At 52.7% G+C, this 26,789-nt stretch carries 22 protein-coding genes, 1 tRNA gene and 2 other RNA genes; 13 read left to right on the top strand and 12 right to left on the bottom strand.

The genetic code is table 11. The annotated features are described in order from the left end of the window. The first annotated feature begins 273 nt into the window (after nucleotides 1–273). Nucleotides 274–2,994 (top strand): bifunctional acetaldehyde-CoA/alcohol dehydrogenase, encoded by a 2,721-nt coding sequence (gene adhE / locus ACL2XO_RS16110; RefSeq protein ID WP_413724578.1) that lies wholly within the window; start codon nucleotides 274–276, stop codon nucleotides 2,992–2,994. A 585-nt stretch (nucleotides 2,995–3,579) separates the two neighbouring features. Here adhE and ACL2XO_RS16115 read toward each other — a convergent pair. Next, nucleotides 3,580–4,212 (bottom strand): thymidine kinase, encoded by a 633-nt coding sequence (locus tag ACL2XO_RS16115; protein WP_413724579.1) that lies wholly within the window; start codon nucleotides 4,210–4,212, stop codon nucleotides 3,580–3,582. A gap of 560 nt (nucleotides 4,213–4,772) precedes the next feature. On the opposite strand from ACL2XO_RS16115, the gene hns reads away from it, so the two are divergent. Next, a complete protein-coding gene (gene hns / locus ACL2XO_RS16120) occupies nucleotides 4,773–5,180 on the top strand; it encodes a histone-like nucleoid-structuring protein H-NS (protein ID WP_132921376.1) in 408 nt (135 codons plus the stop codon). Between the two features lie 305 nt (nucleotides 5,181–5,485). On the opposite strand, the gene ACL2XO_RS16125 is transcribed toward hns, so the two are convergent. The 4 genes from ACL2XO_RS16125 to rssB form a co-directional block, all read right to left on the bottom strand. After that, the gene (locus tag ACL2XO_RS16125; protein WP_413741039.1) at nucleotides 5,486–6,493 is read right to left on the bottom strand and encodes an NAD-dependent epimerase; all 1,008 of its coding nucleotides are present in this window, start codon (nucleotides 6,491–6,493) and stop codon (nucleotides 5,486–5,488) included. Between the two features lie 7 nt (nucleotides 6,494–6,500). Beyond that, entirely contained in the window at nucleotides 6,501–7,844 is a 1,344-nt protein-coding gene (locus tag ACL2XO_RS16130) for a UDP-glucose dehydrogenase family protein (protein ID WP_132921375.1), read from the bottom strand. A gap of 46 nt (nucleotides 7,845–7,890) precedes the next feature. After that, the gene (gene galU / locus ACL2XO_RS16135) at nucleotides 7,891–8,799 is read right to left on the bottom strand and encodes a UTP--glucose-1-phosphate uridylyltransferase GalU (protein ID WP_132921374.1); all 909 of its coding nucleotides are present in this window, start codon (nucleotides 8,797–8,799) and stop codon (nucleotides 7,891–7,893) included. A gap of 211 nt (nucleotides 8,800–9,010) precedes the next feature. Further along, nucleotides 9,011–10,024: a two-component system response regulator RssB gene (gene rssB / locus ACL2XO_RS16140; RefSeq protein ID WP_132921373.1), complete on the bottom strand. Its 1,014-nt coding sequence runs from the start codon at nucleotides 10,022–10,024 to the stop codon at nucleotides 9,011–9,013. A 458-nt stretch (nucleotides 10,025–10,482) separates the two neighbouring features. Between rssB and ACL2XO_RS16145 the strand changes: the two genes are divergently transcribed. The 6 genes from ACL2XO_RS16145 to xthA all read left to right on the top strand — a co-directional run bounded on the left by ACL2XO_RS16145 (nucleotide 10,483) and on the right by xthA (nucleotide 13,304). Then, on the top strand, nucleotides 10,483–10,947 hold the full coding sequence (locus ACL2XO_RS16145; RefSeq protein ID WP_413724581.1) for a YchJ family protein: 465 nt from the start codon (nucleotides 10,483–10,485) through the stop codon (nucleotides 10,945–10,947). A 68-nt stretch (nucleotides 10,948–11,015) separates the two neighbouring features. Next, nucleotides 11,016–11,864 carry a formyltetrahydrofolate deformylase gene (gene purU / locus ACL2XO_RS16150; RefSeq protein WP_132921371.1) on the top strand — a complete coding sequence of 283 codons (849 nt, stop codon included), beginning with the start codon at nucleotides 11,016–11,018 and terminating at the stop codon, nucleotides 11,862–11,864. A 187-nt stretch (nucleotides 11,865–12,051) separates the two neighbouring features. Beyond that, nucleotides 12,052–12,136, top strand: a tRNA-Tyr gene (locus ACL2XO_RS16155). A gap of 43 nt (nucleotides 12,137–12,179) precedes the next feature. Then, nucleotides 12,180–12,311, top strand: a non-coding RNA gene (locus ACL2XO_RS16160) — RtT sRNA. Between the two features lie 43 nt (nucleotides 12,312–12,354). Next, nucleotides 12,355–12,470: non-coding RNA, RtT sRNA (locus ACL2XO_RS16165), on the top strand. 27 nt (nucleotides 12,471–12,497) lie between these two features. Continuing rightward, nucleotides 12,498–13,304, top strand: a complete 807-nt coding sequence (gene xthA, locus ACL2XO_RS16170) for an exodeoxyribonuclease III (protein WP_413741040.1) — start codon at nucleotides 12,498–12,500, stop codon at nucleotides 13,302–13,304. 207 nt (nucleotides 13,305–13,511) lie between these two features. On the opposite strand, the gene ACL2XO_RS16175 is transcribed toward xthA, so the two are convergent. Both ACL2XO_RS16175 and ACL2XO_RS16180 read right to left on the bottom strand, forming a co-directional pair. Then, complete coding sequence (locus tag ACL2XO_RS16175) at nucleotides 13,512–15,443, bottom strand: DNA topoisomerase III (RefSeq protein ID WP_413741041.1); 1,932 nt, start codon at nucleotides 15,441–15,443, stop codon at nucleotides 13,512–13,514. Nucleotides 15,444–15,491: 48 nt separating this feature from the next. Then, the gene (locus ACL2XO_RS16180; RefSeq protein ID WP_132921368.1) at nucleotides 15,492–16,043 is read right to left on the bottom strand and encodes an NAD(P)H nitroreductase; all 552 of its coding nucleotides are present in this window, start codon (nucleotides 16,041–16,043) and stop codon (nucleotides 15,492–15,494) included. Nucleotides 16,044–16,292: 249 nt separating this feature from the next. Here ACL2XO_RS16180 and sppA point away from each other — a divergent pair, with 249 nt between their 5' ends. The 3 genes from sppA to pncA all read left to right on the top strand — a co-directional run bounded on the left by sppA (nucleotide 16,293) and on the right by pncA (nucleotide 19,991). Then, a complete protein-coding gene (sppA, locus tag ACL2XO_RS16185; protein WP_413724584.1) occupies nucleotides 16,293–18,143 on the top strand; it encodes a signal peptide peptidase SppA in 1,851 nt (616 codons plus the stop codon). A gap of 181 nt (nucleotides 18,144–18,324) precedes the next feature. Continuing rightward, nucleotides 18,325–19,359, top strand: coding sequence for an asparaginase (ansA, locus tag ACL2XO_RS16190; protein ID WP_203521254.1), 1,035 nt, complete (start codon nucleotides 18,325–18,327; stop codon nucleotides 19,357–19,359). After that, complete coding sequence (pncA, locus tag ACL2XO_RS16195; protein WP_413724585.1) at nucleotides 19,356–19,991, top strand: bifunctional nicotinamidase/pyrazinamidase; 636 nt, start codon at nucleotides 19,356–19,358, stop codon at nucleotides 19,989–19,991. The genes ansA and pncA overlap by 4 nt, the downstream gene beginning before the upstream one ends. Nucleotides 19,992–20,127: 136 nt before the next feature. Here the strand turns inward: pncA and ACL2XO_RS16200 are convergent, their stop codons facing one another. Beyond that, nucleotides 20,128–20,406 carry a YeaC family protein gene (locus ACL2XO_RS16200; RefSeq protein WP_132921365.1) on the bottom strand — a complete coding sequence of 93 codons (279 nt, stop codon included), beginning with the start codon at nucleotides 20,404–20,406 and terminating at the stop codon, nucleotides 20,128–20,130. A gap of 74 nt (nucleotides 20,407–20,480) precedes the next feature. Beyond that, a complete protein-coding gene (gene msrB, locus ACL2XO_RS16205; protein ID WP_203521251.1) occupies nucleotides 20,481–20,894 on the bottom strand; it encodes a peptide-methionine (R)-S-oxide reductase MsrB in 414 nt (137 codons plus the stop codon). Nucleotides 20,895–21,244: 350 nt separating this feature from the next. Between msrB and gapA the strand changes: the two genes are divergently transcribed. Beyond that, a complete protein-coding gene (gene gapA, locus ACL2XO_RS16210; protein ID WP_165934099.1) occupies nucleotides 21,245–22,243 on the top strand; it encodes a glyceraldehyde-3-phosphate dehydrogenase in 999 nt (332 codons plus the stop codon). A gap of 83 nt (nucleotides 22,244–22,326) precedes the next feature. Continuing rightward, nucleotides 22,327–23,202, top strand: coding sequence for a D-hexose-6-phosphate mutarotase (locus tag ACL2XO_RS16215; RefSeq protein WP_413741042.1), 876 nt, complete (start codon nucleotides 22,327–22,329; stop codon nucleotides 23,200–23,202). A 125-nt stretch (nucleotides 23,203–23,327) separates the two neighbouring features. Here ACL2XO_RS16215 and ACL2XO_RS16220 read toward each other — a convergent pair whose 3' ends face one another. The 3 genes from ACL2XO_RS16220 to ACL2XO_RS16230 form a co-directional block, all read right to left on the bottom strand. Next, nucleotides 23,328–24,464 (bottom strand): DUF4765 family protein, encoded by a 1,137-nt coding sequence (locus ACL2XO_RS16220; RefSeq protein WP_413741043.1) that lies wholly within the window; start codon nucleotides 24,462–24,464, stop codon nucleotides 23,328–23,330. 203 nt (nucleotides 24,465–24,667) lie between these two features. Beyond that, a complete protein-coding gene (locus tag ACL2XO_RS16225) occupies nucleotides 24,668–25,516 on the bottom strand; it encodes an aldo/keto reductase (protein ID WP_132921360.1) in 849 nt (282 codons plus the stop codon). Between the two features lie 97 nt (nucleotides 25,517–25,613). Then, nucleotides 25,614–26,363 (bottom strand): MipA/OmpV family protein, encoded by a 750-nt coding sequence (locus ACL2XO_RS16230; RefSeq protein WP_132921359.1) that lies wholly within the window; start codon nucleotides 26,361–26,363, stop codon nucleotides 25,614–25,616. Nucleotides 26,364–26,789: the final 426 nt, after the last annotated feature.

Here is a 26,789-nt window from a genome sequence, read left to right on the forward strand (position 1 = left end):
ATTACTGGCCTCAATACTCTTTACTATTTCTCTATACAGTTAATCGATAATCCCATGGACATAGGGGGCTTGGAAAAAAATCGCCTGGAAACGAAGATCGCTAACTGATTGAACAAACTCGTTAAGTAAATAGCCCTTTGTGCCACTGCCTATCTGTCCTTGTGCAGATAAACTAACCTTAATCTCCGCGTCTTTCACAACGACAGGGAATGGCTTTTTACTTAAAGAGTTTAACAATTTAACCGAAATTTTAACATTTATTAGGAGAGCACTATGGCTGTTACTAATGTCGCTGAACTGAACACCTTGATGGAAAAGGTTAAAAAAGCCCAGCGCGAATATGCCAATTTTAGCCAGGAGCAGGTGGACAAGATTTTCCGCGCCGCCGCCCTTGCCGCTGCCGATGCCCGCATTCCTCTCGCCAAAATGGCCGTTGAAGAATCCGGCATGGGTATCGTGGAAGACAAAGTGATCAAGAACCATTTTGCTTCCGAATATATCTATAATGCCTATAAAGATGAAAAAACCTGCGGCATCCTGGCCCGGGACGATACGTTCGGCACCATCACCATTGCCGAACCCATCGGTATCATCTGCGGCATCGTGCCGACGACCAACCCCACTTCCACGGCCATTTTCAAAGCGTTGATATGCTTGAAAACCCGTAACGGCATTGTTTTCTCGCCGCATCCCCGTGCGAAGAAAGCCACCAACAAGGCTGCTGAAATTGTCCTGAAAGCCGCTATCGCCGCCGGCGCGCCGAAAGATATCATCGGCTGGATTGACGAACCTACCGTTGAACTCTCCAACCAGCTTATGCACCATCCGCTGGTTAACCTGATCCTCGCCACCGGCGGGCCGGGCATGGTAAAAGCCGCTTACAGTTCCGGTAAGCCCGCCATCGGCGTCGGCGCCGGCAATACCCCGGTGGTTGTGGATGAAACCGCCGATATCAAACGGGTGGTAGCCTCCATCCTGATGTCCAAAACCTTCGATAACGGCGTCATCTGCGCCTCCGAACAATCGGTTATCGTCGTGGACGAAGTCTATGACGCGGTGCGTGAACGCTTTGCCAGCCACGGCGGCTACATGCTGCGCGGCGAAGAGCTGAAAGCGGTTCAGGGCATCATTTTGAAAAACGGCGCGCTGAACGCCGGTATCGTCGGCCAGCCGGCGGTGAAAATCGCCGCCATGGCCGGATTGACCGTACCGGGCTCCACCAAGGTGCTGATTGGCGAAGTCACCGTTGTGGACGAAACCGAACCCTTCGCCCATGAAAAGCTCTCGCCGATGCTGGCTATGTATCGCGCCAAGAACTTTGAAGACGCGGTGGTCAAAGCGGAAAAACTGGTGGAAATGGGCGGCATCGGCCATACCTCCTGCCTCTATACCGATCAGGACAATCAGACGGACCGCGTGAATTTCTTCGGCGAAACCATGAAGACCGCGCGTATTCTGATCAACACTCCTGCTTCCCAGGGTGGTATCGGTGACCTGTACAACTTCAAACTTGCACCGTCGCTGACGCTGGGCTGCGGCTCCTGGGGCGGTAACTCCATTTCCGAAAACGTCGGCCCGAAACACCTTATCAATACCAAAACCGTGGCCAAGCGAGCTGAAAATATGATGTGGCATAAGCTTCCCAAATCCATCTATTTCCGTCGCGGTTCATTGCCGATTGCCCTGGATGAAGTGGCCAGCGACGGCGCCAAACGCGCCTTTATCGTGACGGACCGTTATCTGTTTAACAACGGCTATGCCGATCAGATCACCTCCGTACTGAAGGGCCACGGTATTGAAACCGAAGTCTTCTTCGAAGTGGAAGCGGATCCGACCCTGAGCATCGTTCGTAAGGGCGCAGAGCAGATCATGTCCTTCAAACCGGACGTCATCATTGCCCTGGGCGGCGGTTCGCCGATGGATGCCGCCAAGATCATGTGGGTAATGTACGAACACCCGGGCACCCCGTTCGAAGAACTGGCGCTGCGGTTTATGGATATCCGTAAACGTATATATAAGTTCCCGAAAATGGGTGTTAAAGCCCAGATGATCGCCATCACCACCACCTCCGGTACCGGTTCTGAAGTCACGCCGTTCGCCGTGGTGACCGATGATGCCACCGGCCAGAAATATCCGCTGGCGGATTATGCCCTGGTGCCGAGCATGGCGATTGTGGATGCCAATCTGGTGATGAACATGCCGAAATCCCTCTGCGCCTTCGGCGGTCTGGATGCGGTAACCCATGCCTTGGAAGCCTATGTGTCCATCATGGCCACCGAGTTTTCCGACGGCCAGGCGCTGCAGGCCATCAAGCTGCTCAAAGAGTATCTGCCTGCCAGCTATCACGAAGGGGCGAAAAACCCGGTGGCCCGTGAACGCGTTCATAACGCCGCCACTATTGCCGGCATCGCGTTTGCCAACGCCTTCCTGGGCGTCTGCCACTCCATGGCCCATAAACTGGGTTCGGAATTCCATATTCCCCATGGCCTGGCCAACGCCATGCTGATTTCCAACGTGATCCGCTACAACGCCAACGACAACCCCACCAAACAGGCGGCGTTCAGTCAGTATGACCGTCCGCAGGCCCGTCGTCGTTATGCCGAAGTGGCCGACCATCTTGGCCTGAGCCAACCGGGCGACCGTACCGCGCAGAAGATTGAAAACCTGCTGGCCTGGCTGGATGAAATCAAAGCCGATTTGGGTATCCCAACCTCTATCCGTGAAGCCGGCGTGCAGGAAGCGGATTTCCTGGCGAAGGTGGACAAGCTGTCCGAGGATGCGTTCGATGACCAGTGTACCGGCGCCAACCCGCGCTATCCGCTGATTGCCGAACTGAAACAAATTCTCCTGGATACCTACTACGGACGTAAATACGTCGAGCCTTTCGCAGATGCCGCCGCAGTGGCCCATGCTCCGGCTCTCCCGGCTGACGCGGTGAAAACCGCGGCTCCGGAAGCGAAAACCGAGAAAAAAGGCAAAAAAGTGACCAGCTGATCGCGGCGATAACCATCCCGCGTTGAGAACGGTCACCGATACAACCCCCGGTAAGTCAGTCGGGGGAAACAACACAGGCCCCTTTTGGGGCCTGTGTTGTAAGTTTGTTGACAAAGTGTCCGGTCGTGGCAGGCTGCCAGATCGTAAAGAAGCCGTGAACCCATCCCTGGGGGCTTGATCCGCGCGATTATGACTCTCTTCCCCGAGAGCCACCCTAATTAAGTCCGAGTACGTTTGTCAGCAAGCCCCCATATACGGCCTAAACGCCGCGCTACGGAGCTTAATCGCCGTTAAGCCGCCATTCCCTTTACTGAACGAAAAAAACGCGCCACGCAATCCCCTGCCGGCTAATCTGAATTGAAGCGGCCATGCCGTAAACCGCCGAACGCTTCCGTCTCACGGAATATAACCAAAACCGCATATCCGGCCCCACAGGGCTCTTTTGACCGCAACCGGTGCAATCCCCCCGGTGAAAGCCTAAAATCGCTCCTGTGCCCTTTATGGCGGTTATATAGCGGCAGAAGCAGATGGCCGCGCTGATGGCGCCGGCGTCAAAATACACAACCGCCGCCGGATAACAAAGACCTACGGCTGACGCGGTTCGGACGCGGCCATGGAGATATAGCCGGGCACCTGGCTATCCTCCACCATGGCCTGTTTGTAATGCTTGCGGCATACCGAGACATACCGTTCTTCGCCGCCGATAACCACCTGTTGGCCGTCATGCACGGGTTTACCGTCTTCACCCAGGCGAATGACCCGGTTTGCCTTGCGGCCGCAATAACAAATGGTTTTAAGCTCGATAAGCTTATCAGCCCATGCCAACAGATAATGGCTACCGGGAAACAGCTCGCCGCGAAAGTCAGTGCGCAACCCATAACACAATACCGGAATATTTAGAAAATCCACTACGTCCGATAATCCGGCAACTTGTTGACGGGTTAAAAACTGACTTTCATCCACTAATATGCAGTGCAGCGCCTGCTGCTCATGGGACTGACGAATAACCGCCAGCAAATCGGTATCCGGGCGGTAGAGCTCTGCCGGCGAGGAAAGGCCGATACGGGAACTGACCTGGCCGCGAGCAAAACGATTATCTATTTCAGCGGTAAATACCAGGGTGCGCATGCCACGCTCCTGATAATTATACGAGGACTGCAGGAGCGCAGTGGATTTACCCGCATTCATCGCAGAATAATAAAAATAAAGTTGAGCCATCAGCCCCTCACTTCGGAAAAAATCAATGACATAATAAATAAGGTGCCCAGTGTATCATAAACTTTAAGCCGTCTGCTGTGCCCCGCCGCCCTGATTTTAACATCGCCGGGCCCCGTAGGCGACGCAGCCGGCAGGTAATTAGCCCCGGCGGGTGTTACTTTAAATTAGTCCTCTGCTTTAATGAATCATAACCAAAGTGACTGCGCTACATCACCTAACATTTGCTTCGAGCACGACGCCGGATGCGAACGCTATACGCGCAATAGCGCCCTGGTTTTAAACATTGGTTATAAAAACGCAAAATTTTTCTACGATATAAACGTGGCTTATAATGAAACGCGCTGTGCAATATGCACTCCATTAACGGGTGAAGCGGGAAAACGCAACATAGTGAATCAATTTGTCATTACCATGCAAAGGGCATATATTTAGCGCTGTCGGGCTCTGCGGTAAAAAAAAAGATTATTTTTTACCTTACTTACAAACTAGCTATTGCAGAAAAGAAACTACCGCTCTATTATTACTCCGACGCCCCATTTATATTATTCGAGATTAGGACAATGAGCGAAGCACTTAAAATTCTTAACAACATCCGAACTCTGCGTGCACAAGCCAGAGAATGTACTCTTGAAACTCTGGAAGAAATGCTGGAGAAACTTGAGGTAGTCGTCAATGAGCGCCGCGAGGAAGACAGCCAGGCACAGGCTGAAATCGAAGAACGTACGCGCAAATTACAGCAATATCGTGAAATGCTGATTGCCGACGGTATCGATCCGAATGAATTGCTGCAAACCATGAGCGCATCAAAAGCTACTGGTAAAACCAAGCGCGCAGCTCGTCCGGCTAAATATCAATATACCGATGAGAACGGTGAAAGCAAAACCTGGACCGGCCAAGGCCGTACACCTGCTGTCATCAAAAAGTCTATTGAAGATGAAGGCAAAACGCTGGACGATTTCCTGCTGTAATCCGTTATATCCTTTATTATAAAATGCCCGTTTGAATACTCAGCGGGCGTTTTTCTATCTCCCTGCCGGATGAATTTTAACCATCCGATGAATTTCCGCCAACGGCATGTCTGCACTCTTTCCTCTGTGGCAGTAATGGTTTCGTCCCTGTGCATTAGCGCGTAAAAAATCAATAAGCGTATAATTTGTGAGCAGGACAATGATTCCTTTTGCCGATGTCTATGCGGTAATGCCGTTCCCTCAGACGTTAAAAGCGGCCTTCTGGCCGCTTTTAACGTCTGTATGGCTCACATTGTCACAATTAGTTATTGGTGGTAATAATTCCGATACCATTGGACAAAGCGCCCTATTCCCTCGTCTATCCCGGTTTGTGGTTTAAAACCGATAGCGTTATACAAAGCCTCGGTATCGGCGCTGGTTTCCAGCACATCACCTGGTTGCATCGGCATTAAATTTTTCACTGCCGTAATGCCCAGCGCTTTTTCCAGCGCCTGTATGTATTCCATCAATTTAACCGGCTGGCTATTGCCGATATTATATACACGATAGGGTGCGGAACTTGTGGCGGGGGATCCCTGCTCAACCGTCCAAGACGTATCCGCTACCGGTGGAAGATTTTGTAAACGAATTATGGCTTCGACGATATCGTCTATATAAGTAAAATCGCGGCGCATTTCACCATGGTTATAGACATCAATGCTATGTCCGGCGAGCATTGCCTCGGTAAATTTGAATAATGCCATATCAGGTCGTCCCCATGGACCATAGACGGTAAAAAACCGCAATCCAGTGGTGGGAAGCTGATACAAATGTGAATAAGTGTGTGACATTAATTCATTAGACTTTTTCGTAGCCGCATATAACGACACCGGATGATCCACGGAATCGTCGGTTGAAAATGGTATTTTACGATTCAGGCCATAAACTGAGCTTGACGAGGCATAAAGTAAATGCCCTACCTGGGTATGACGACACCCTTCCAGGATATTCAAATGGCCGATAAGATTGGAATCCGCGTAAGCAAGGGGGTTCTCCAAAGAATAACGGACTCCCGCCTGAGCGCCCAGATGAATCACTCGTTGAAACCACTGTTGATCAAAAAGCTCGGCCATCCCCTGCCGATCGGCTAAATCCAGTTTAAAAAAACTAAAGGATTGCTTATCTTTTAATCTCTCAAGACGAGATTGCTTGAGGCGCACGTCATAATAATTATTAAGATTATCGATACCAATGACCTGATGGCCGTCAGCGAGCAGACGCTCGCTGACATGGAAACCAATAAAGCCCGCGGCACCGGTTACCAGAAATTTCATGTAACCTCTACTTGTAGGAAGTCAGCGAAGCTCCCCGGCCTATGCCGTAATAAACAATGCCCCGATGAGCCAAACGTTCGGGATCATATAGGTTACGGCCGTCAAAAATCACCGGCTGAGTTAACATGGACTTGATCATATCGAAATCCGGCGCACGGAAATTCTGCCACTCGGTACAGATAACCAAGGCATCAGCCCCCTGCAACGCGGATTCTTTGGTACCCATTAATTTTAAATCACCGCGATGCCCGTAAATACGCTGGGTTTCATTCATCGCTTCCGGATCGAATGCCTGCACTTGCGCGCCGGCCTGCCATAATGTTTCCATTAAAACCCGGCTGGAAGCCTCACGCATATCATCGGTATTGGGTTTAAAGGAGAGTCCCCACAAGGCAAACGTCTTACCCTGCAAATTTTCACCGAAATGACGCTTGATGAACTGCGGCAGTTTGCTCTTTTGCTGATAATTTACATCTTCCACAGCCTGCAATAATTTCGGTTGATAACCAATTTGCTGGGAAGTCCGAATCAGCGCTTGCACATCTTTGGGGAAACAGGAGCCGCCATAACCACAGCCAGGATAAATAAAGTGATAGCCGATACGGGAATCGGAACCGATGCCCTGCCGCACTTTCTCAATATCCGCCCCAAGCAATTCAGCCAGATTGGAAATTTCGTTCATAAAGCTGATTTTAGTGGCCAGCATGCAGTTAGCCGCGTATTTGGTGAGCTCGGCGCTGCGGATATCCATCAAAATCATCCGGTCGTGATTGCGGTTAAAGGGTTCGTACAGTTCCCGCAGCAGCTCCACCACCTGTTCATTGTCGGTACCCACGACAATACGTTCCGGACGCATGCAGTCGGCGACCGCGGCGCCCTCTTTCAGGAATTCAGGGTTTGATACAACATCGAATGTCAGCGTGCTCTTGCGGGCATGCAGGGTCTCTTGCATAACGGCGCGAACTTTATCTGCGGTCCCCACCGGCACGGTGGATTTATCCAGCACGACTTTATGATCGTCCATATATTGGGCAATCGTCCGCGCCACCGCCGTGACATATTTCAGATCCGCCGAACCGTCTTCGTCGGGGGGAGTGCCCACCGCGATAAACTGCATTACGCCGTGCCTGACGCCGGCTTCGGCATCAGTGGTGAACTTCAGTCGACCGGACTCATAATTCTGCTGCACCAAAGGTGTCAAACCAGGCTCAAAAATCGGGATATTCCCTTTTTTCAGGTTTTCCACTTTTTGTTCGTCGACATCCACACAAAGAACATCATGACCGACTTCCGCCAAAACAGCCGCTTGCACCAAACCAACATAGCCGATACCAAAAACAGTCACTTTCATGTTGAATATCCTGGTTGAAATTTAACCCTGAAAATTTTTAAGTGTATTAATCTACAATGGTTTCTTTGAGCCATTGTGAAAATTCTTTTCCGAGAGTTTCATGACGGATACCATATTCAACGAAAGCTTCCATATAGCCCAATTTATTACCGCAATCATGGCTAATGCCTTTAAGGTGGTAAGCTTCAACGGTTTCTTTTTCCATCAGCAAAGCGATGGCGTCAGTGAGCTGAATTTCATTGCCCGCTCCCGGAGGCGTTTTTTCCAACAGGGTCCAAATATCGGCGGACAAGACATAACGACCCACTACGGCTAAATTGGACGGAGCTTCATCGGCGGTAGGTTTTTCAACCACATTAACCATAGGCGCGCTTTCACCCGGTTTCAGTTCTTTGCCCTGGCAGTCCACTACGCCGTAATTGGTCACATCGACAACCGGCTCAACCATAATCTGGCTGCGTCCTGTTTCTTCGAAGCGGGACAGCATTTCGCTTAAATTGTCAGTTTTCAGATTGGATTCAAATTCGTCGATAATCACATCCGGCAAAATTACCGCCACCGGTTCGTCGCCCACTAACGGATGCGCGCATAAAACCGCATGGCCCAGGCCTTTGGCCAAACCTTGCCGAACTTGCATGATAGTCACATGGGGCGGACAAATCGCCTGGATTTCAGCCAATAATTGCCGTTTAACACGTTTTTCAAGCATCGCTTCAAGTTCAAAGCTGGTATCGAAATGGTTCTCAATGGAATTCTTGGATGAATGGGTCACGAGGATGATTTCATTAATGCCCGCAGCGATACACTCATTCACTACATATTGAATCAGTGGCTTATCAACCAGCGGTAACATCTCTTTCGGGATGGCTTTGGTCGCAGGCAGCATTCGTGTTCCTAATCCCGCCACCGGGATTACCGCTTTTGTTACTTTGAAATTTGTATTAATAGCAGACATCAACCACCTCTCTCATTTCGCCAAGATAATAAAATTTCATTTATCTAATTTTAAACCCGATAAGTATACCAGTTTAGACTGTTGGCGGGCGGCGTAAGGCGGCATATGACAAAAAATTAGGACAATTACCCATTTTTATAAGATATTGAAAAAAGAATAGATTGGATAGAACTTAGCCCCATTACCGGCATCAGCATTCAGCCGCCGGAATTTAATCGGTAGATAACATTAACCTTAAACGTCCCCCGGCGCCCCAGACCTGGCATTGCCATTCGGTGCAATGTTCACTCACCTGGTTGAGATAGGCATTGTTCATTGTGCCCAGAGGGACGCCGCTATTGAGTTCGATTTGATGATCATTGGCGGTAAGCGTAGCGTTCAGGCCAGCCGACACTAAAATCAACTTATTGAGTCCGCGGTGATAATACCCCACCAGCAATGGGAACTGTCCGTCCAGATTGGCCTTGCGCAACAGCTGATTTACCTGTCTTAGCAAGGTGGAGAGCTCCGGCAACCGGTGCGAACGGTTGGCAATATGCGCCTGCAACAATCCGTTAAACAAGGCCCGGAGCAGTAGGGCCGCCAATACGCCTTTTTCTTCCGCCCGGGTGACATCCAGGCAATAAAAGGCTAAATCGTGCTCGGACAATGCGGCGATATCCAGTACCAGCCCCGGCTGTTCAGCCATGGTCAACTGGCGATAATTAACCCGGCAACGGGCAATATTCTGCTGTACCGGCGGCTGTAGCTGTTTCAGTAGTTTGGCGGCGGCGCCGGGATGTTGGCTCAGTGCATCCCAATCCTGGAATAATTGTTCTTCTTCATCCACTTGCGAAGTAAACATGTCGGGATAAAGACAGCCAAGCACGGTTTCCCGTAAGCGGCCAAAATCGTCAAGGGGCTTGAGCAAAACGTCTTGCACGCCCAGGCGCAGTACCTTGGCAATATCGGTCATCTGATCGGTACCGGATACCACCAGCACCGGAGTGGCGGCATCAAACGCACGAAAACGCTCTACAAAAGTCAGCCCGTTCATTTCAGGCATTTCCAGGTCGCAAATCACCAGATCGGGACGCGTGGAGGGCAGCATATCCAACGCTTCCCTGCCATGAGACGCTTCATGGACTTCGGCACCCATCGATTGCAGAAATTGAGCCAGCACGGATCTGAATACCGCCTCGTCCTCAATCACTAATATTTGTTTGTTTTGTAATGGCTTTACCATCAAAGACCCCTTATTTCAATCAGCTTAATAGTGGCTCAGTCTCACCACTTTTACTTATAAGAAATGTCAGGGGCTGATTAGTCTGTCACTCATTATTCAATCAATCACTTGTCAACCGTACACAGGGTCCTTTTTTGTCCTGATACCCCTTACTCTCAACCGGTCGGATAACCCTAACCTTAGCAAAAAAACGTTCTTGCCTAAGTAAGGAGCGTAGTAGCCATTAGGTAAAAATGCATCTTATCCGGGCAAAATGATGTCCGTTCCCGCCCCCATTGACAAGGACAATCTACCATTCCTTTGAAATAGTTGGAGTTTGGAAAAACAACGGCATCGTATTTTGCAATGATCAAAATCAACATTTACGCTCGTTGGCACGGGATGGCCGATGACTGGGATACAAGCATAGGGTAAAGTCTATTATCCTCTGATTTCTATCGTTATCACCAGGGAGTTTTGTGGAAGATTTATGTCACTGCGGCAGCGGTTTACTTTTCGATGAATGCTGCAAGCCGTTCATCAACGGTTACCGCTTTCCGCTTAAGCCGGTGCAGTTAATGCGCTCCCGTTATACCGCTTATGTATTACACAATCTTGATTATTTAATCTCAACCTGGCATCCCGATTGCCGCGCTGAACAATGGCGAGACGATATCGCGGCGAATTTTCCCCTCACAGAGTGGAAGGGATTAACCATTAAAGATGAACGTGCCGGTAAAAACGGCCATGAATCCTATGTGGAATTTATCGCCCTTTTTTATGACCGGCACAACCGGCGGCCCGGTTTTATTCATGAACGGTCACGCTTTGTTCAATTGAACGAACGCTGGTATTATATTGACGGCATACATCAGCAGCCCCTGAGGAATGCCCCTTGCCCTTGCGGCTCGGGTAAAAAATACAAAAAGTGTTGCGGGCAATAACCCGGTGGGATTTTATCCGACCGCTTGTTAAAACGGATTCCATGAGTTTGTATAGGATTGGCACGTCAATGCAGTCGCAAATAATCCAGAGAAAAATATTACGTACCATTTGCCCGGATGCCAAGGGCCTGATAGCTCAAATCACCAGCATTTGCTTTAATCATCAATTGAATATCGTGCAAAACGACGAGTACGTTGATCATCGCAGCGAACGCTTTTTCATGCGCACCGAATTGGAAGGCCGGTTTGACGATGAGCGCTTGCTGAACGATTTGGACCGGGTCTTGCCGGAAGGCACAATACGGGAACTCAATCCCGCCGGACGTCGCAGGATAGTCGTTCTGGTCACCAAGGAAGCGCATTGCCTGGGTGATTTGCTGATGAAAAGCGCCTACGGCGGACTGGACATGGACATCGCCGCGGTTATCGGCAATCACGATACCCTGCGCACGCTGGTTGAACGTTTCGATATTCCGTTCCATCTGGTGAGCCACGACGGTTTTAACCGCGAAGAGCATGACGCGCGCATGATGGCGCAAATCGACGCCTACGCGCCGGATTATGTCGTGCTGGCAAAATACATGCGTGTTCTGACACCGCATTTCGTGCGTCATTACCCTAATCGGGTAATCAATATCCACCATTCATTCTTACCGGCTTTTATCGGCGCACGCCCCTATCAGCAGGCTTATGAGCGGGGCGTTAAAATCATCGGCGCCACGGCCCATTACGTGAATGATAATCTCGACGAAGGCCCGATTATCTGCCAGGACGTGATCAATGTCGATCATACCTACACCGCGGAAGATATGATGCGCGCCGGGCGGGATGTGGAAAAAAATGTCTTGAGCCGCGCGTTATACCGCGTATTGGCGCAAAGGGTCTTTGTCTACGGCAATCGGACCATTATTTTTTAAATGAATTGACGGCCCGGCCGCCGCCTTTACGGCCGGTTTGCCGTCAAAAAAGCAGCTTAACAGGGAATTTCTCCGGTTCGTGTCGAAAAAATCGGCAAGTGAATAATTTCCCGGTTATTTTTTCTTTACAGCGGCGTTTCATTTGATATGATGCGCCCCGCTTGATGCGTTATTTGTTTCAAGGCCTGGTGGGGTTCCCGAGCGGCCAAAGGGAGCAGACTGTAAATCTGCCGTCACTGACTTCGAAGGTTCGAATCCTTCCCCCACCACCATCTAAAGAATATCTCCAACAAACCCGTCTACTCCGTACACAGCATATTCCCCATTGGGGGACGGATGAGAACCTTCGACCAAGGTTCGAGTCGAGCAACGCGAGACAACGTCGCGCTCGCGCGACGGCCCGAAGGGCGAGGAACGAAGTGACGAGTAATCCTTCCCCCACCACCATCTAAAGAATGTGTCCGATAAACCCGTCTACTCCGAACACGCCATATTCCCCATTGGGGGATGGATGAGAACCTTCGACCAAGGTTCGAGTCGAGCAACGCGAGACAACGTCGCGTCCGCGCCGGCCGTTTGAATGGCGCCGCTTTTCTGCTACCATCATTGAAATCCCCCGATATGGCGCAAAAAATGAAGTTTGTCTCCTTTAATATCAATGGACTGCGTGCCAGACCCCATCAGTTAAGCGCGATCATTGAGCAGCATCGGCCTGATGTGATCGGCCTGCAGGAAACCAAGGTCCATGACGATATGTTTCCTCTGGAAGAGGTGGCGCAACATGGCTATCACGTGTTCTACCATGGACAAAAAGGCCATTATGGCGTGGCACTGTTATGCCGGGAGCAGCCGCTGGCCATTCGCCGAGGTTTTGCCGGTGATGATGCCGACGCGCAGCGGCGCATTATCATGGCCGACTTCGTGACCGAAAAAGGCATACTCACCGTGGTGAACGGCTACTTTCCACAAGGGGAAAGCCGCGATCATCCGGTCAAATTCCCCGCCAAAGCCCGTTTTTACCAGGATTTGCAGGACTATATCCAGCAGAATCACCATGGGGATTCACTGCTCCTGGTGATGGGGGATATGAACATCAGCCCCACCGACCTGGATATCGGCATCGGCGAAGAGAGCCGCAAGCGCTGGCTGCGCACCGGCAAATGCTCTTTCCTGCCGGAAGAGCGGGAGTGGATGGCGCGGCTGCTGGATTGGGGCATGGTGGATACCTTCCGCAGCCGCAACCCGGACTGTCGCGATCGCTTCTCCTGGTTCGACTATCGCTCCCGTGGTTTTGATGAAAATCGCGGTCTGCGCATCGACCTGCTGCTGGCTTCGATACCGCTGGCGCAAACCTGCCTCGCCACCGGCATTGATTACGATATACGCGCCATGGAAAAACCCTCGGATCATGCGCCTGTCTGGGTGGATTTTGCCCTGTGACAGGACCCAATCAGCGGGTGCTGAACGTGGTGGCCGCGATAATTGAGCACGAGGGCAGGATTTTGCCGGCCAGGCGTGATGACCGGCGGGATAAGCCGGGTCTGTAGGGATTTCCCAGCATATTGACGTTACACTGTCACAGTGAATTTCACTGAATTGACCCCATGGACGATGACTCATATGCCTTGGCAAAGGCCGATACTTCACTTACTCCGCTGCTCCCTTACCGGATTTTCGCGTCCGCCGCCTGGGCTTGGCGTCCTTGCCGGCCGGCGAGGTCGCCGGTAACCCGCGCAGCGACGGGGGCGGCGGCTGTTGCCGCACCTGATGGATCAATCCGCGCAGCGTCTCTGTCAGCGGCACCATAAAATCCTGATAGCGGCACTGTTTCTCACTGATCTTGGTTAAGGTCGACTCCCATTGCGCAGTCATATCCGGACTGGCCGCGCTCTCCGGCAAGGCATGAATCAGGCCGCGGCCGCTTTCGCTGGACAGGATGTTACGGCCCTTTTTATATAAAAATCCCCGCTTGAACAATAATTCGATGATACCGGCCCGGGTGGCTTCGGTACCCAGCCCATCGGTGGCCCGCAGGATTTTCTTCAATTCCTTATCCTGCACGAACCGGGCGATACCGGTCATAGCGGACAATAAAGTCGCGTCATTGAAGGGCCTGGGCGGCTGCGTTTCCCTAGACACCACCTCTCCCGACTCGCATAACAATTCATCGCCTTTTTTCACCACCGGCAGCGGCGTACCGTCGTTCTCCTCATCGCGCTCTTTTGCCCCGAGCAGGGTACGCCAACCGGCATCCGCCAGAAAACGGGATTTAGCCACAAACTTGCCGCCGGCGATGTCCAGGTTAATGATACAGCGCCGAAATACCGCATCGGCGCAAAACTGCATAAGGTATTGACGGCAGACCAGTGCGTAGATTTTTTTCTCATCGTCGCTCAGAGCGATTTTGCCACTGCGCGCGGTGGGGATGATGCCATGGTGCGCATCCACCTTTTTATCATCCCAACAGCGGTTTTTTTGCGTCGTATCCAATGTCGCCTGGGCCATCAGCTCCGGCATATGCGCATTGATAGCGTTCAGCACCCCCTGCCGGCCGGAAAAATGCTCTTCCGGCAGATAGCGGCAATCGGAGCGGGGATAGGTAATCAATTTGTGGGTTTCATAGAGCCGCTGGCACACATCCAATACCTGCTGTGCGCTCATGCCGTGGCGTTTTGCCGCTTCGATTTGCAACACAGACAGGGAAAACGGCAGCGGGGGCGTTTCTGACTCCCGTTTATCCGCAAAGAGCGTAACGACGGCCGGTTGTCCGGCAATGCGGGATACCACATGATCCGCCAGCGGCCGGTGGAGCAGCCGCCCCTCCTCGTCCTGATAGGATTCGCAGGCTTCACTCGGCACCCAGAGCGCGATGAACCGTTCCTGTGACGGTGTCACAATATGTGCTTTGACTTCAAAAAAGGTCTTCGGCACAAAATTTTCGATTTCCTCATCGCGGCGGACCACCAGCCCCAGTACCGGCGTTTGTACCCGTCCGACGGACAGCACTCCCTGGTAGCCGGCGTTGCGGCCCAGCAGAGTATAGGCGCGGGTCATATTGATACCGTACAACCAGTCGGCCCTGGCGCGCGCCAGGGCCGATACGCATAACGGCACAAATTCCCGGTTTTCCCGCAGGCGGCTTACCGCTTTGCTTACCGCCGCCGGATTAAGATCGTTCACCAGGCAACGTTTGGCGTTACGGCGCTTTTCATCGTCCAGCGCCAGATAATCCAGCACCTCATCCACCAGCAATTGCCCTTCGCGATCGGGGTCGCCGGCATGAATGACTTCCGACGCCCCGGCCAGCAGCCGTTTGACCACATTCAACTGTTTCAATACCGAGGGACGGGGCTGTAGCTGCCATTTGTCCGGCACAATGGGCAAATCCGCCAGGGACCAGCGGGCATAGCGTCCGTCATAGGCGTCGGGCTGGGCCTGTTCCAGCAAATGTCCGATACACCAGGTCACCATATGATCCTGGCCGCAGGCGATGAACCCGTCGCCCCGGCGATGGGGCTGCGGCAGCACGTCGGCGATGGCCCGCGCCAAACTTGGTTTTTCAGCGATAAAAAGCTGCATTTCTCACCCTGGAAAGAAATTGTTACTGAAAATTTTACGCTCTCCGGGTCAGAAATGACGGACAAAAGGCTCGGTTTCAGGAGGTAATATGGTGGTGGATGCCTTCAGCTGCGGCGTGCCTAGATAAAGAAATCCGACGATTTCATCCTGCTCGCGACAGCCGAAAGCCGCTTTAACATCCGGCTGGGTCGCCCATAGGCCGGTGCGCCAGATACCGTTGAAGCCCTGGGCTAATGCCGCCATCTGCATCGCTTGCACCGCGCAGCCGGCGGAGACCACCTGTTCCCAGCGGGGGACCTTGGTTTGGGTATCGCACCAGGCCAAAACCGCTATAATCAGCGGGGCCCTGAAAGGCGCTTGCCTGGCTTTTTCGACGCCCTTTTCATCCATTTTCGCGCCTAGGGCGGACTGATACAGCAGTTCGCTCAGCCGCGTGCGGCCTTCGCCTTCGATAATGACAAAACGCCAGGGCTGCAATGTGCCATGATCCGGCGCACGCATACCGGCACGGATGATATTATCCAGTACGGTGCCTGCGGGGGCAGGTTCAGCCAGCCGAGATGCGGAACGGCGATTTAGCAAAAGTTCTAATGCATCCATTACTTACTCCCGATGTTATTCATGCTTATAACGTTAACATACGGCCGCCGACGGTAACAGCATGACGCTTTTAAACCGAATTTTTATCTTTTTTCATGCTGACATTTAGCGGGCGGATCTTTAGGATACCTGACAATGAACCGATATCGCCATTATGAGCGAATAATGACCCGTTCACGCGTTGATCGCCGGCGCCATGGTTAAATTTTACAATACGAATCCTGCACTAGGTTGTTTTATGGAGAGCACATGCGCACATTGTGGCGAATAATATCCAGCCCGTTTCGTTGGGCCTGGCGTTTGTTGAATTTTATCCGCGAATTTATCCTTAACCTTTTTCTGATTTTTATCATCGTCATCTGCGTCGGTATCTACCTGCAGGTGCACCGATCCGCGCCGGAACCGGGCAAAGGCGCGCTGCTGGTGGATCTCACCGGCGTGGTGGTTGAAAAACCCTCGATGAACAATAAATTCCGCCAGATTGGCCGTGAACTATTAGGCGCTTCCAGTAACCGTTTGCAAGAGAATTCCCTGTTTGATCTGGTGAATCTGCTGCGGGCGGCCAAAGAAGATCAGAACATTACCGGCCTGGTGCTTTCCTTGAAGGATTTCGCCGGGGCGGACCCCACCTCGCTGCAATATATCGGCAAGGCGCTGCGTGAGTTCCGCGACAGCGGCAAGCCCATTTTTGCCGTGGGGGACAGCTACAATCAGTCACAATACTTTTTGGCCAGTTTCGCCAATAAAATCTATCTGACGCCGCAGGGCGCGGTGGATCTACACGGACTGGCCACCAATAATCTCTACTACAAAAGCCTGCTGGATAAATTAAAGGTTAACACGCATATTTTCCGCGTGGGCACCTATAAATCAGCGGTGGAACCTTTCCTGCGCGACGACATGTCGCCGGCGGCCCGAGATGCGGATAGCCGTTGGCTGGGCCAGATATGGGCGCATTATCTCGATACCGTCGCCGCCAACCGGCAGATTACGCCACAGCAGCTGTTCCCCGGCGCGCCGGCGATGCTGGCGGATCTGAAAGCCGTCGACGGGGATACCGCCCAGTTTGCCCTGCACAATAAATGGGTGGATACCGTGGCGTCCCGTTATGCCATCGAAACCGAGCTAACCAAGACCTTCGGATGGAACAAGCAGAAAAAGGCCATAAATGCCGTCAGCATGTATGATTATCAGATGCAGAAGCCATCGGAAAAAGGCGAACAGATCGCGGTTATTTTTGCCGACGGCGCCATTATCGACGGACCGGAAACCCCCGGGTCGGTAGGCGGCGATACCACCGCCGGTCAGATTCGCGATGCCCGGCTCGATCCACACATCAAGGCTATTGTATTTCGCATCAACAGCCCCGGCGGCAGCGTCAGCGCCTCGGAACTGATACGTTCGGAACTGGAAGCGGCCCGTGAATCCGGCAAGCCGGTTGTGGTGTCCATGGGCGGCATGGCCGCTTCGGGGGGGTATTGGATTTCCACCCCGGCCAATTACATCATTGCCGCCCCCAGCACGCTTACCGGCTCCATTGGTATTTTCGGCGTCATCAATACCTTCGAAGATACGCTGGGCAGCATCGGCGTGCATACCGACGGGGTGTCCACCTCGCCGTTGGCGGATTTGTCAGTTACCAAAGCCCTTCCGCCGGAGTTCTCACAAATGATGCAGCTGAACATCGAGAACGGTTATAAAAACTTTATCACCCTGGTGGGTAAAGCCCGCAACAAGACGCCGGAAGAGGTGGACAAAATCGCCCAAGGGCATGTCTGGATCGGTAGCGATGCCAAAACCAACGGACTGGTGGATCAACTGGGGGATTTCGACGATGCCGTGGCGAAAGCCGCCGAATTGGCCAAATTGAAGCAATATCACCTCAATTGGTATATCGAAGAGCCCAGCCTTATTGACTTGGTGTTATCGCAAACCAGCGCTTCGATTTACGCCCGTCTCCCGGCGACCATCCAGGCCTGGCTGCCCGCGCCGTCCGGCCAGATAGCCGCACTGTTTTCCGCCCAGCCGGGTTTGCTCACCAACCTGAACGATCCGCAAAACCGTTATGCCTATTGCCTGTCTTGCGGCGACATTCAATAAGCGGTCATCGCCGGCGGCCCGTCAATGCCGCCGGCACCCTAGGCCATGGGGCTGGTGTTATTGCTCCGTGGCCGTATAATTGAGGCTATACACTAAATAATTCACCTTGCAGGTAAGCCAACGCACCTGCAAGGTGAAAGATGACGGGTATATCGCCCCGTGAGAGGCCGTGCCTTTCCCCATGCAAAAAAAATCCATTTATGTCGCCTATACCGGCGGTACCATCGGCATGCAGCGCTCTGATAACGGCTATATACCGGTATCGGGCCATTTGCAGCGCCAGTTGGCGTTGATGCCGGAATTCTATCGCCCGGAAATGCCCGATTTTACCGTTCATGAATACGCCCCGCTGATTGATTCCTCCGATATGACGCCAAACGACTGGCAGCATATCGCCCAGGACGTGGCGGAACACTATGAGAACTATGACGGTTTTGTCATCCTGCACGGCACCGACACCATGGCCTTCACCGCCTCGGCGCTGTCGTTTATGCTGGAAAACCTGGCCAAGCCGGTCATTGTCACCGGATCCCAGATCCCCCTGGAGGCGCTGCGCTCAGACGGCCAGACCAATTTGCTCAACGCGCTATACCTGGCGGCCCATTATCCGGTAAACGAGGTCAGCCTGTTTTTCAACAACAAGCTGTTTCGCGGCAACCGTACCACCAAAGCCCATGCGGATGGTTTTGACGCCTTCGCCTCCCCCAACCTGCCGCCGCTGTTGGAAGCGGGTATCCATATTCGTCCCGTGGCGCCGCCGCTGCCCCACCGCCCCGGCGCCGAACTGATTCTTCATCCCATCACCCCCCAGCCGGTGGGTGTGGTGACGCTCTATCCGGGCATTTCCGCCGATGTGGTGGGCAATTTCCTGCGACAGCCGGTAAAAGCATTGATTCTGCGATCCTATGGCGTCGGCAACGCGCCACAGCATCCGGCGTTGCTGGATGAGCTGCGGCAGGCGGTAGCGCGCGGCAGCGTCGTGGTGAATCTCACCCAGTGCTTCTCCGGCCGGGTGAATATGGGCGGCTATGCCACCGGCAACGCTCTGGCGCGATCGGGCGTTATCAGCGGCTTCGATATGACGGTTGAAGCGGCGCTGACCAAACTGCACTATTTGCTCAGCCAATCGCTCCCGGCCGATGAGATACGGCACATCATGCAACAGGATTTGCGCGGCGAGCTGACCGGCGATGATATAAGCGGAGAAACAGCATGAAACAGGCTTTGCTGCTGATTGATTTGCAAAATGACTTTTGCCCGGGCGGCGCTCTGGCGGTTACCGATGGCGATAAAGTCATTGCGGTGGCGAATCGAGCCATAGCGTTCTGCCGCCGGGAAGACATACCGGTCGTGGCATCACTGGACTGGCATCCCTCAAATCACGGCAGCTTTGCCGTGAACTCCGGCGGACGGGTGGGTGAAATCGGGCTGCTGGATGGTCTGTCCCAGGTATGGTGGCCGGTGCATTGCGTACAGGATACCACCGGGGCGCAGTTGCATCCCGAACTGGATGCAGAAGGCATCCGCCGCCGCATCTATAAAGGCCGTCAGGCCGGCATCGACAGCTACAGCGCTTTTTACGATAACGGTCATCGAGCCCAAACCGAGCTACACGCCTATCTGCAGGCCCAAGGAATCCATAGCCTCTCCATCATGGGCCTGGCGACGGATTATTGCGTGAATTATACCGTGCTGGACGCCCTCTCGCTGGGCTACGCCGTGGATGTTATCTTAGACGGCTGCAGGGGCGTGGACCTTCATCCCGGCGACAGCGCCAGGGCATTGGAAGAGATGCAGCGCCTCGGAGCGGGACTTATCACCCTGGCAGAGTTCACCGCCGGATGCTGAAGGCCGGGTGGTAGACATCTGCGGTGCCGGATCGCCGCGATACCCGTCCCTGCCCGCGCCGAATCGCTATCTATGCAGGCATGCCCTAACCGCGTTTATCCGGCTTGAACCGATACAAAAGCAGGCCCGCGCCTCATTAATCCGGCTTGGCTCGAAAAATCTCCGGCGGCTCGCCGGTGAATTCCGCCAGCAGTTCCCGCTTGCTTTTCATTACAATGCTGCCGTCGGTACCGATGCTCATATGCTCCGGCCGGTGATTGTTTCTGGCCTGCCAAAGCATGACTATTTGCAGGCAATGCTCTTTTTGTTCTTCGGTAAGGCGAACGCCGTCAGGCCATTTTCCCAACTCCACCGCCGTCAACAGCCTCTGGTAGATTTCCGGGGTCAGGGTTGCCATTAGCGCGTCGACATCCATGAATTTCTCCTTAGGGGAATATCTGCAACATGAATAATTAGCTGAATCGTTAAAGCGATAAACATGACAGAGTGTCAGCCGCTGATCTCTTCGCCATTGTCCTGGTCTTTGAAACGCAGGGAGGCGGAATTCACGCAAAAGCGGGCACCGGTAGGCTGCGGTCCGTCAGGGAAAACATGTCCCAAATGGGCATCGCAGGCGCCGCAACGGATCTCTACCCGGTGCATGCCGTGGGAGTCGTCATCCAGATAGCGGATGGCGGTATCGCTTACCGGCTCATAAAAACTCGGCCAGCCGCAGCCGGAGTCATATTTGCTTGCAGAATAAAACAGCGGCGCATTGCACACCAGGCAATGGTACTGCCCGGTCCGCTTGTTCTCCAGTAATTTACCGCTGTAGGGCGGCTCGGTGCCCCGCTGCTGCGTGACATACCGCTGCATTTCGGTCAATGAGTCCGTAGGCGGTCGTATCGATTCGTCGTTAGCCATAAGTGCGATTCCCGGACGGTTAATGGAATAGAGCAGGTCAAAACCGGCTCATTATAACAAATAATTAACAACATCGGAGACATTTTTAGCTTAAACTAGGGAACGAGAAACAACGTGAGCGGTAAGTGTGATGAACATCACATTTAACTGCCAGGTGCAGTTTTAATTGAGGTCGAACGACCTCATATTATTCGTAGCTGAGCAGGCAGCGGAACGAACGATTAACGTTCGAATGGTATTGTCGGGTTTGATTTGTAGCAACTATTGACACGATTCCGCTTGACGCTGCGTGAGGTTTTTGTAAATTTACAAGCAACCTTTTATTCACTAACAAATAGCTGGTGGAATATATGACTATCAAAGTAGGTATCAACGGTTTTGGCCGTATCGGCCGCATTGTTTTCCGTGCTGCGCAGGAACGTGACGATGTGGAAATCGTCGGAATCAACGACCTGTTAGATGCTGACTACATGGCTTACATGCTGAAGTATGATTCAACCCACGGCCGTTTCAACGGCACCGTGGAAGTCCAGAATGGCCATCTGGTTGTTAACGGTAAAACTATCCGTGTTACCGCAGAGAAAGATCCGGCTAACCTGAAATGGGGCGAAATCGGCGTCGACGTAGTCGCAGAAGCCACCGGTATCTTCCTCACCGACGAAACCGCTCGCAAGCATATCACCGCCGGCGCAAAGAAAGTGGTGTTGACTGGTCCTTCCAAGGACAATACCCCGATGTTCGTCATGGGCGTCAACCACAAGTCCTATGACGGCCAGGATATCGTTTCCAACGCCTCATGTACTACCAACTGCCTGGCCCCGCTGGCTAAAGTGCTGAACGACAAATTCGGCATCGTCGAAGCCCTGATGACTACGGTCCATGCCACCACCGCTACCCAGAAAACCGTTGACGGCCCGTCCCACAAAGACTGGCGCGGCGGCCGCGGCGCATCCCAGAACATTATTCCGTCCTCTACCGGCGCGGCTAAAGCAGTGGGTAAAGTTATCCCTGAGCTGAACGGTAAACTGACCGGTATGTCATTCCGTGTTCCGACGCCGAACGTGTCCGTAGTGGATTTGACCGCTCGCATCGAAAAAAGCGCAACTTATGAAGAAATCTGCGCCGCGATGAAAGAAGCGTCCGAAGGCGAACTGAAAGGCATCCTGGGCTATACTACCGATGACGTCGTCTCTACCGATTTCAACGGTGAAAAACTGACTTCCGTATTTGATGCCAAAGCCGGTATTGCTTTGAACAAGAACTTTGTCAAACTGATATCCTGGTACGATAACGAAACCGGTTACTCCAATAAAGTGCTGGATCTGATTTCCCATATCGCCAAGAAATAATTGCCGATAGCAAATATGTAGGGGGCGACAGCGATGTCGCCCTTTTTATTTGATCCGTTTCCTCATTTCAATAGGGCCCGAAAATGTACGACACTCTTTTTGCGTTACCCGTTAAAGAACAGCTTTCTTCATCGGTCAGCCTGCGCCAATTGGATCAACTGCCGGTCATCGTTATCGATCATCCCCTGGTTCGGGCGGCGGTCACGTTACAGGGCGCACATCTTATCGCCTGGCAACCCGCCGGCGAGGAAGCGGTTTTATGGCTGAGCGAAGCCAGTGCGTTCAAAGACGGCGTGGCCATTCGCGGCGGCATTCCTATCTGCTGGCCCTGGTTTGGCAAAGTAGCCAGCCCGAATCACGGCTTTGCGCGTATTTTGCCCTGGCAGCTAAGCGAACATCACGAAGACGAGGGTCAGGTCACGTTAACCCTGACGCTGCATGACAGCACCGCCACCGAACAGTATTGGCCGAAACCCTTTACCCTGACGGCAAAATATGTCCTTGGCAAGACCTGTAGCGTCGAACTTGAAGCTCAGGGGGATTTCCAAAACACCACTGCCCTGCACAGCTATTTCAATATCGGCGACATTACCCAGGTCAAAATCAGCGGCTTAGGCGATAGCTATATAGATAAAGTCAAAGACGGCATCACCGCGCAGCAAAAAGGCGAGCTGGGGTTCAGCGGGGAAGAAGTGGACCGGGTTTATACCCATCCTGAATCGGTTAGCCAGATCCACGATCCGCTGCTTAAACGGATTATTGTGATTCACCACCACAATCACAGCGACGTGGTGGCCTGGAATCCCGGCGCCGCGTTAGCGAAGCAAATAGGCGATATTACCGATGAAGGTTATAAAACCTATGTCTGCGTCGAGACCGCGCGCGTTAACGACCCGCTGACGGCCACCGCCTCCGCCCCGGCCCGTTTGTCCACGGTGATCAGCCTGCGCAAGGCATAATGGCAGGACGGCATGGCGTTGGAAAGCGTAGTGCAGGATCTGTCGTCACGCTGTCGCCAATCTGAATAAGGCACTGGTTGCAGTGGGAAATAATCATTGCAACCAGGCTGCGCTTCATGGCTGAATTACCCCGCCGCCCGCGCCAACAATAGGTGTCCCCGTTTTGTCAGGTTCCCGTTTTTGTCTACATAATGCCGCCAGCGATAAAGGGTCAGGCCTCGTGTTTTGACATACCCTTTCTGTCCGCCGGAGGCCCAGCGCAGCTCTTCGGACATACCCGCCCAGGCACGTACGTTTGACGCCAACAGTTTTTCATCCATTGGGGCGGCGGCCTGCGCCATCAGCCTGTTGCCACGATTCGTCAGCCGTCCGGTTGCCCCGATGTACCGACTCAGCTCCCGGTAAGCCACTCCCTCGTCTTTGGCGAAGCGGGCCATTTCACCCCGTGGCAAAGCACCCTTTCCCGTTAGAGCGCTCCAACGCAGGACTTTGTTTGTGATGTCCCTTTTACCGAAATGATCCTTCGAATACAATTTAGTCGAGAACGTGACCGCCGGCGGAGTTTCAACACTGGCAGCGGGGGAGATACAATGCGAGACCACCAGCAATGGCATATAACGCATCAGAGAGGGGAAGGGCCATGCCGTTTCCCGCATGATCAGGTTAGTATATTCCGCCGCGCCGGCCCAGCACTCAACCTCGTTGGCGTTGAAATTTTGCAGGAGCGCCCAGACCATTTGAGACAGCAGGATCTGCAGCGCATTGGACACATCGAGCCCTTTAACCGGATAACATGTTTGCTGGCGTCCGCTACCGCCCCGCATAAAGACGAACTCCGCCTTTGGCCGGCCCTGAAATGAGGGCGTAATGCCTTCTTGAAGCAATAATTGCCAGCGCTCGGGGGCGCCCCCCTTCTCCAGAACAACTTTCCAATGATTAAAAAGCCGCCGAAACGTCCGGCTGAGCCGGTATATTTCCATTAACGGCTCTTTCACCCAGGTTTCTATTACCGGCTCCGCAGGTAAAAAAAATTTATCATAGAGGGCGAGAGAAGCGATGATCCGCTCTTCTCCCCGTGCAATGAGATCCAATTGACGCCGCAGGTCCGAGGGATTGCGCGCCTGCAGATCAAGTACTTCATCTTTTGGATAGCGCCTTGCCATCGCTCTTGCGTACGCTTCGGTATCCCAAGAAGGAATACCCGATGGAAGCTGGACGGTACGGGGACTGTAAGAGGACAGACCGTTCAAAATTGAAAGCATATCTCACCGTTTTTCATCCTTGTTCGGCACCCAGTTCTTATCCTGTTACCTTAGCGTTTAATGCTGTAAGTTGCGTTTGATTTTCCGTTAATTAAATATTTCATCAAAGGGCAGGAACAAAGCGTCAGCGCCGCGCGGGACCGCGCGGCGGATTGAGGTCGATGGTGACGCCCGCGGCGCGCAGGAGCTGGCGCGACAGAGGATCAAACGATATCGAGATGTGTTTTTCGCTTGGGCGCCGGAAAAGCTTCATCCAGCGCCTGTAGCTGGCGGGGGCTTAATTCTATGCCCAGCGCCCCGGCATTTTCCTGAACGTGGGCCTCGCTGCCGGCTTTGGGTATGGCAATCACTCCGGGTTGACGTATCACCCATGCCAGCAATACCTGTGCAACCGTTACCTCCAGTTCCTGGGCAACGGACAATACCGCCGGGCTATCCATTAGACCGTTACGCAGTTTCCCGGCCTGCGCCAGGGGGCAATAGGCCATTACCGGCAGTGACTTTTGCTGACACCAGGGCAGCAGGTCATATTCGATGCCCCGGGAAGCGAGGTGGTATAAAACCTGATCGGTCATGCAGGCGGTTCCGCCAGGCAACGACCACAGTTCCCGCATATCCGACAAATCCAGGTTGGAGACACCCCATCGTTTGATTTTTCCCGCCTGCTGTAAATGTTCCATGGCGGTTATGGTATCGGCCAGGGGTATATTCCCTCGCCAGTGCAATAAATAAAGATCGATAACATCGGTTTGCAGGCGGCGCAGGCTGTTTTCACAGGCGGTGACGGCTTTCTGCCCCCCGGCGTTCTGCGGGTAGACCTTGGACACCAGAAAGACCTCGTCCCGCCTGCCGCGAATGGCTTGGGCCACTACTCTCTCCGCCCCGCCGTCGGCATACATCTCGGCGGTATCAATTAATGTCAGTCCATGATCGAGACCAAATTGTATCGCGCGCGCTTCCTGCGCCATATTGCCGGACCGTTCCCCCATATACCACGTGCCTTGGCCAATGGCGGGCACGGAATATCCGTCGGGAAAAATCACCTGTTTCATGGTTATAGGCCCTCCTGTTCTCATGAATCACGGTAATCGCACTATTTTGATGCAATAAACTTTAAACGCTTTATAATGGTGCAAGGTCTGCACTATATTAGAAGCGATAGGTCAATCCGACCCCCACTGTGGTTGTGGAATTGGCGTTTACCATCGGACTATCTTTAACTTCGCCATTCAAGCGCGCATACCGGGCCACCAGCGAGGCGCGCCAGCTATCAGTCAAGGCGTAGACAGCAGTCATTTCCAGGTAAGGGGACCAGCCGTCATCGGCCTGGTATTCGTTTAAGCCGCTGCGCCGGGACTCATGCGGGCTGACGCCGAAGTAATAATCGTTTTGCTTGCCGCTGGCCCAGGCAGCTCCAATACCCGGCAAGAGCGTCAGCCTGTCAAAGGTAAACGGGTAAAGATAGGCTAAATCAGCGGTAAAGCCATTGCTTTCATTAAGGATATCACCGAGGTATTCGGTGCGGATAATTCCCCAACTGGCGTTGAATCGGTAGCGTAATCCGGCCATAGCGGTGGAACGGCGTTTATCCAGCTGTTTCATATAGCCGTAATCGTCATCGCCAGGCTTGAAACGGAAGGGGGAATAGGCTACGGCTAATGATAATTGATTTTGTTGATCTTTCCACAGGTAATAACCGGCGCTGAGCCCTTGCAGGTAGACGCTGTCGCCGTCGTAATTGATAAGAGGAAAGGGAAAGATTTTTCCATCTTCCCCTTTATACGGAGAGGTAGAATAGAGCGCCGAAGCGCCCAAAGACCACGTGCCGGCTAAGGCAGTCGGCACATAGAGCGCCACCGCAGCGGCTATAGCCCCTATTTTAAACGTGTTACTTTTCACGATGTCAGTTTCCCTTAATGTAAAAAAGCACAACGGCTACAACCAATCTAAATTAGAAGTGTAAAGTAAAGCCTTGGTCATTGTCGGTTATTTACAGAAACGAACAATTAACATCTAAATTATATCCTAATTTTCTATAAACTATAACGGAATCTGTTGACAGCCTCACAGACCGCGCCACAATGGGATCTGATAGATATTTCGGCAACTGAGTCATTGATATATCTTAAAAAAAGCGTTAACACTTAAATGACATTTCCAAGATGCCAACTAAACTTTATCTTAGAGAAAGATTTTACCTGAGAGCGGTTACGGCAAAGCGGCTACAAGTTGGCATAGTGGTTGCTGTACTCAGAAGGGATCTTTTTTTTCAGGAGCCGCAAAATACCAATTTAGCTCCTTTTTAACCTGTGCTAATAACGAAGG

Origin of the sequence: Sodalis sp. RH15 (assembly GCF_047324255.1) — a bacterium.
Classification (GTDB): Bacteria; Pseudomonadota; Gammaproteobacteria; order Enterobacterales; family Enterobacteriaceae; genus Acerihabitans; species Acerihabitans ligni.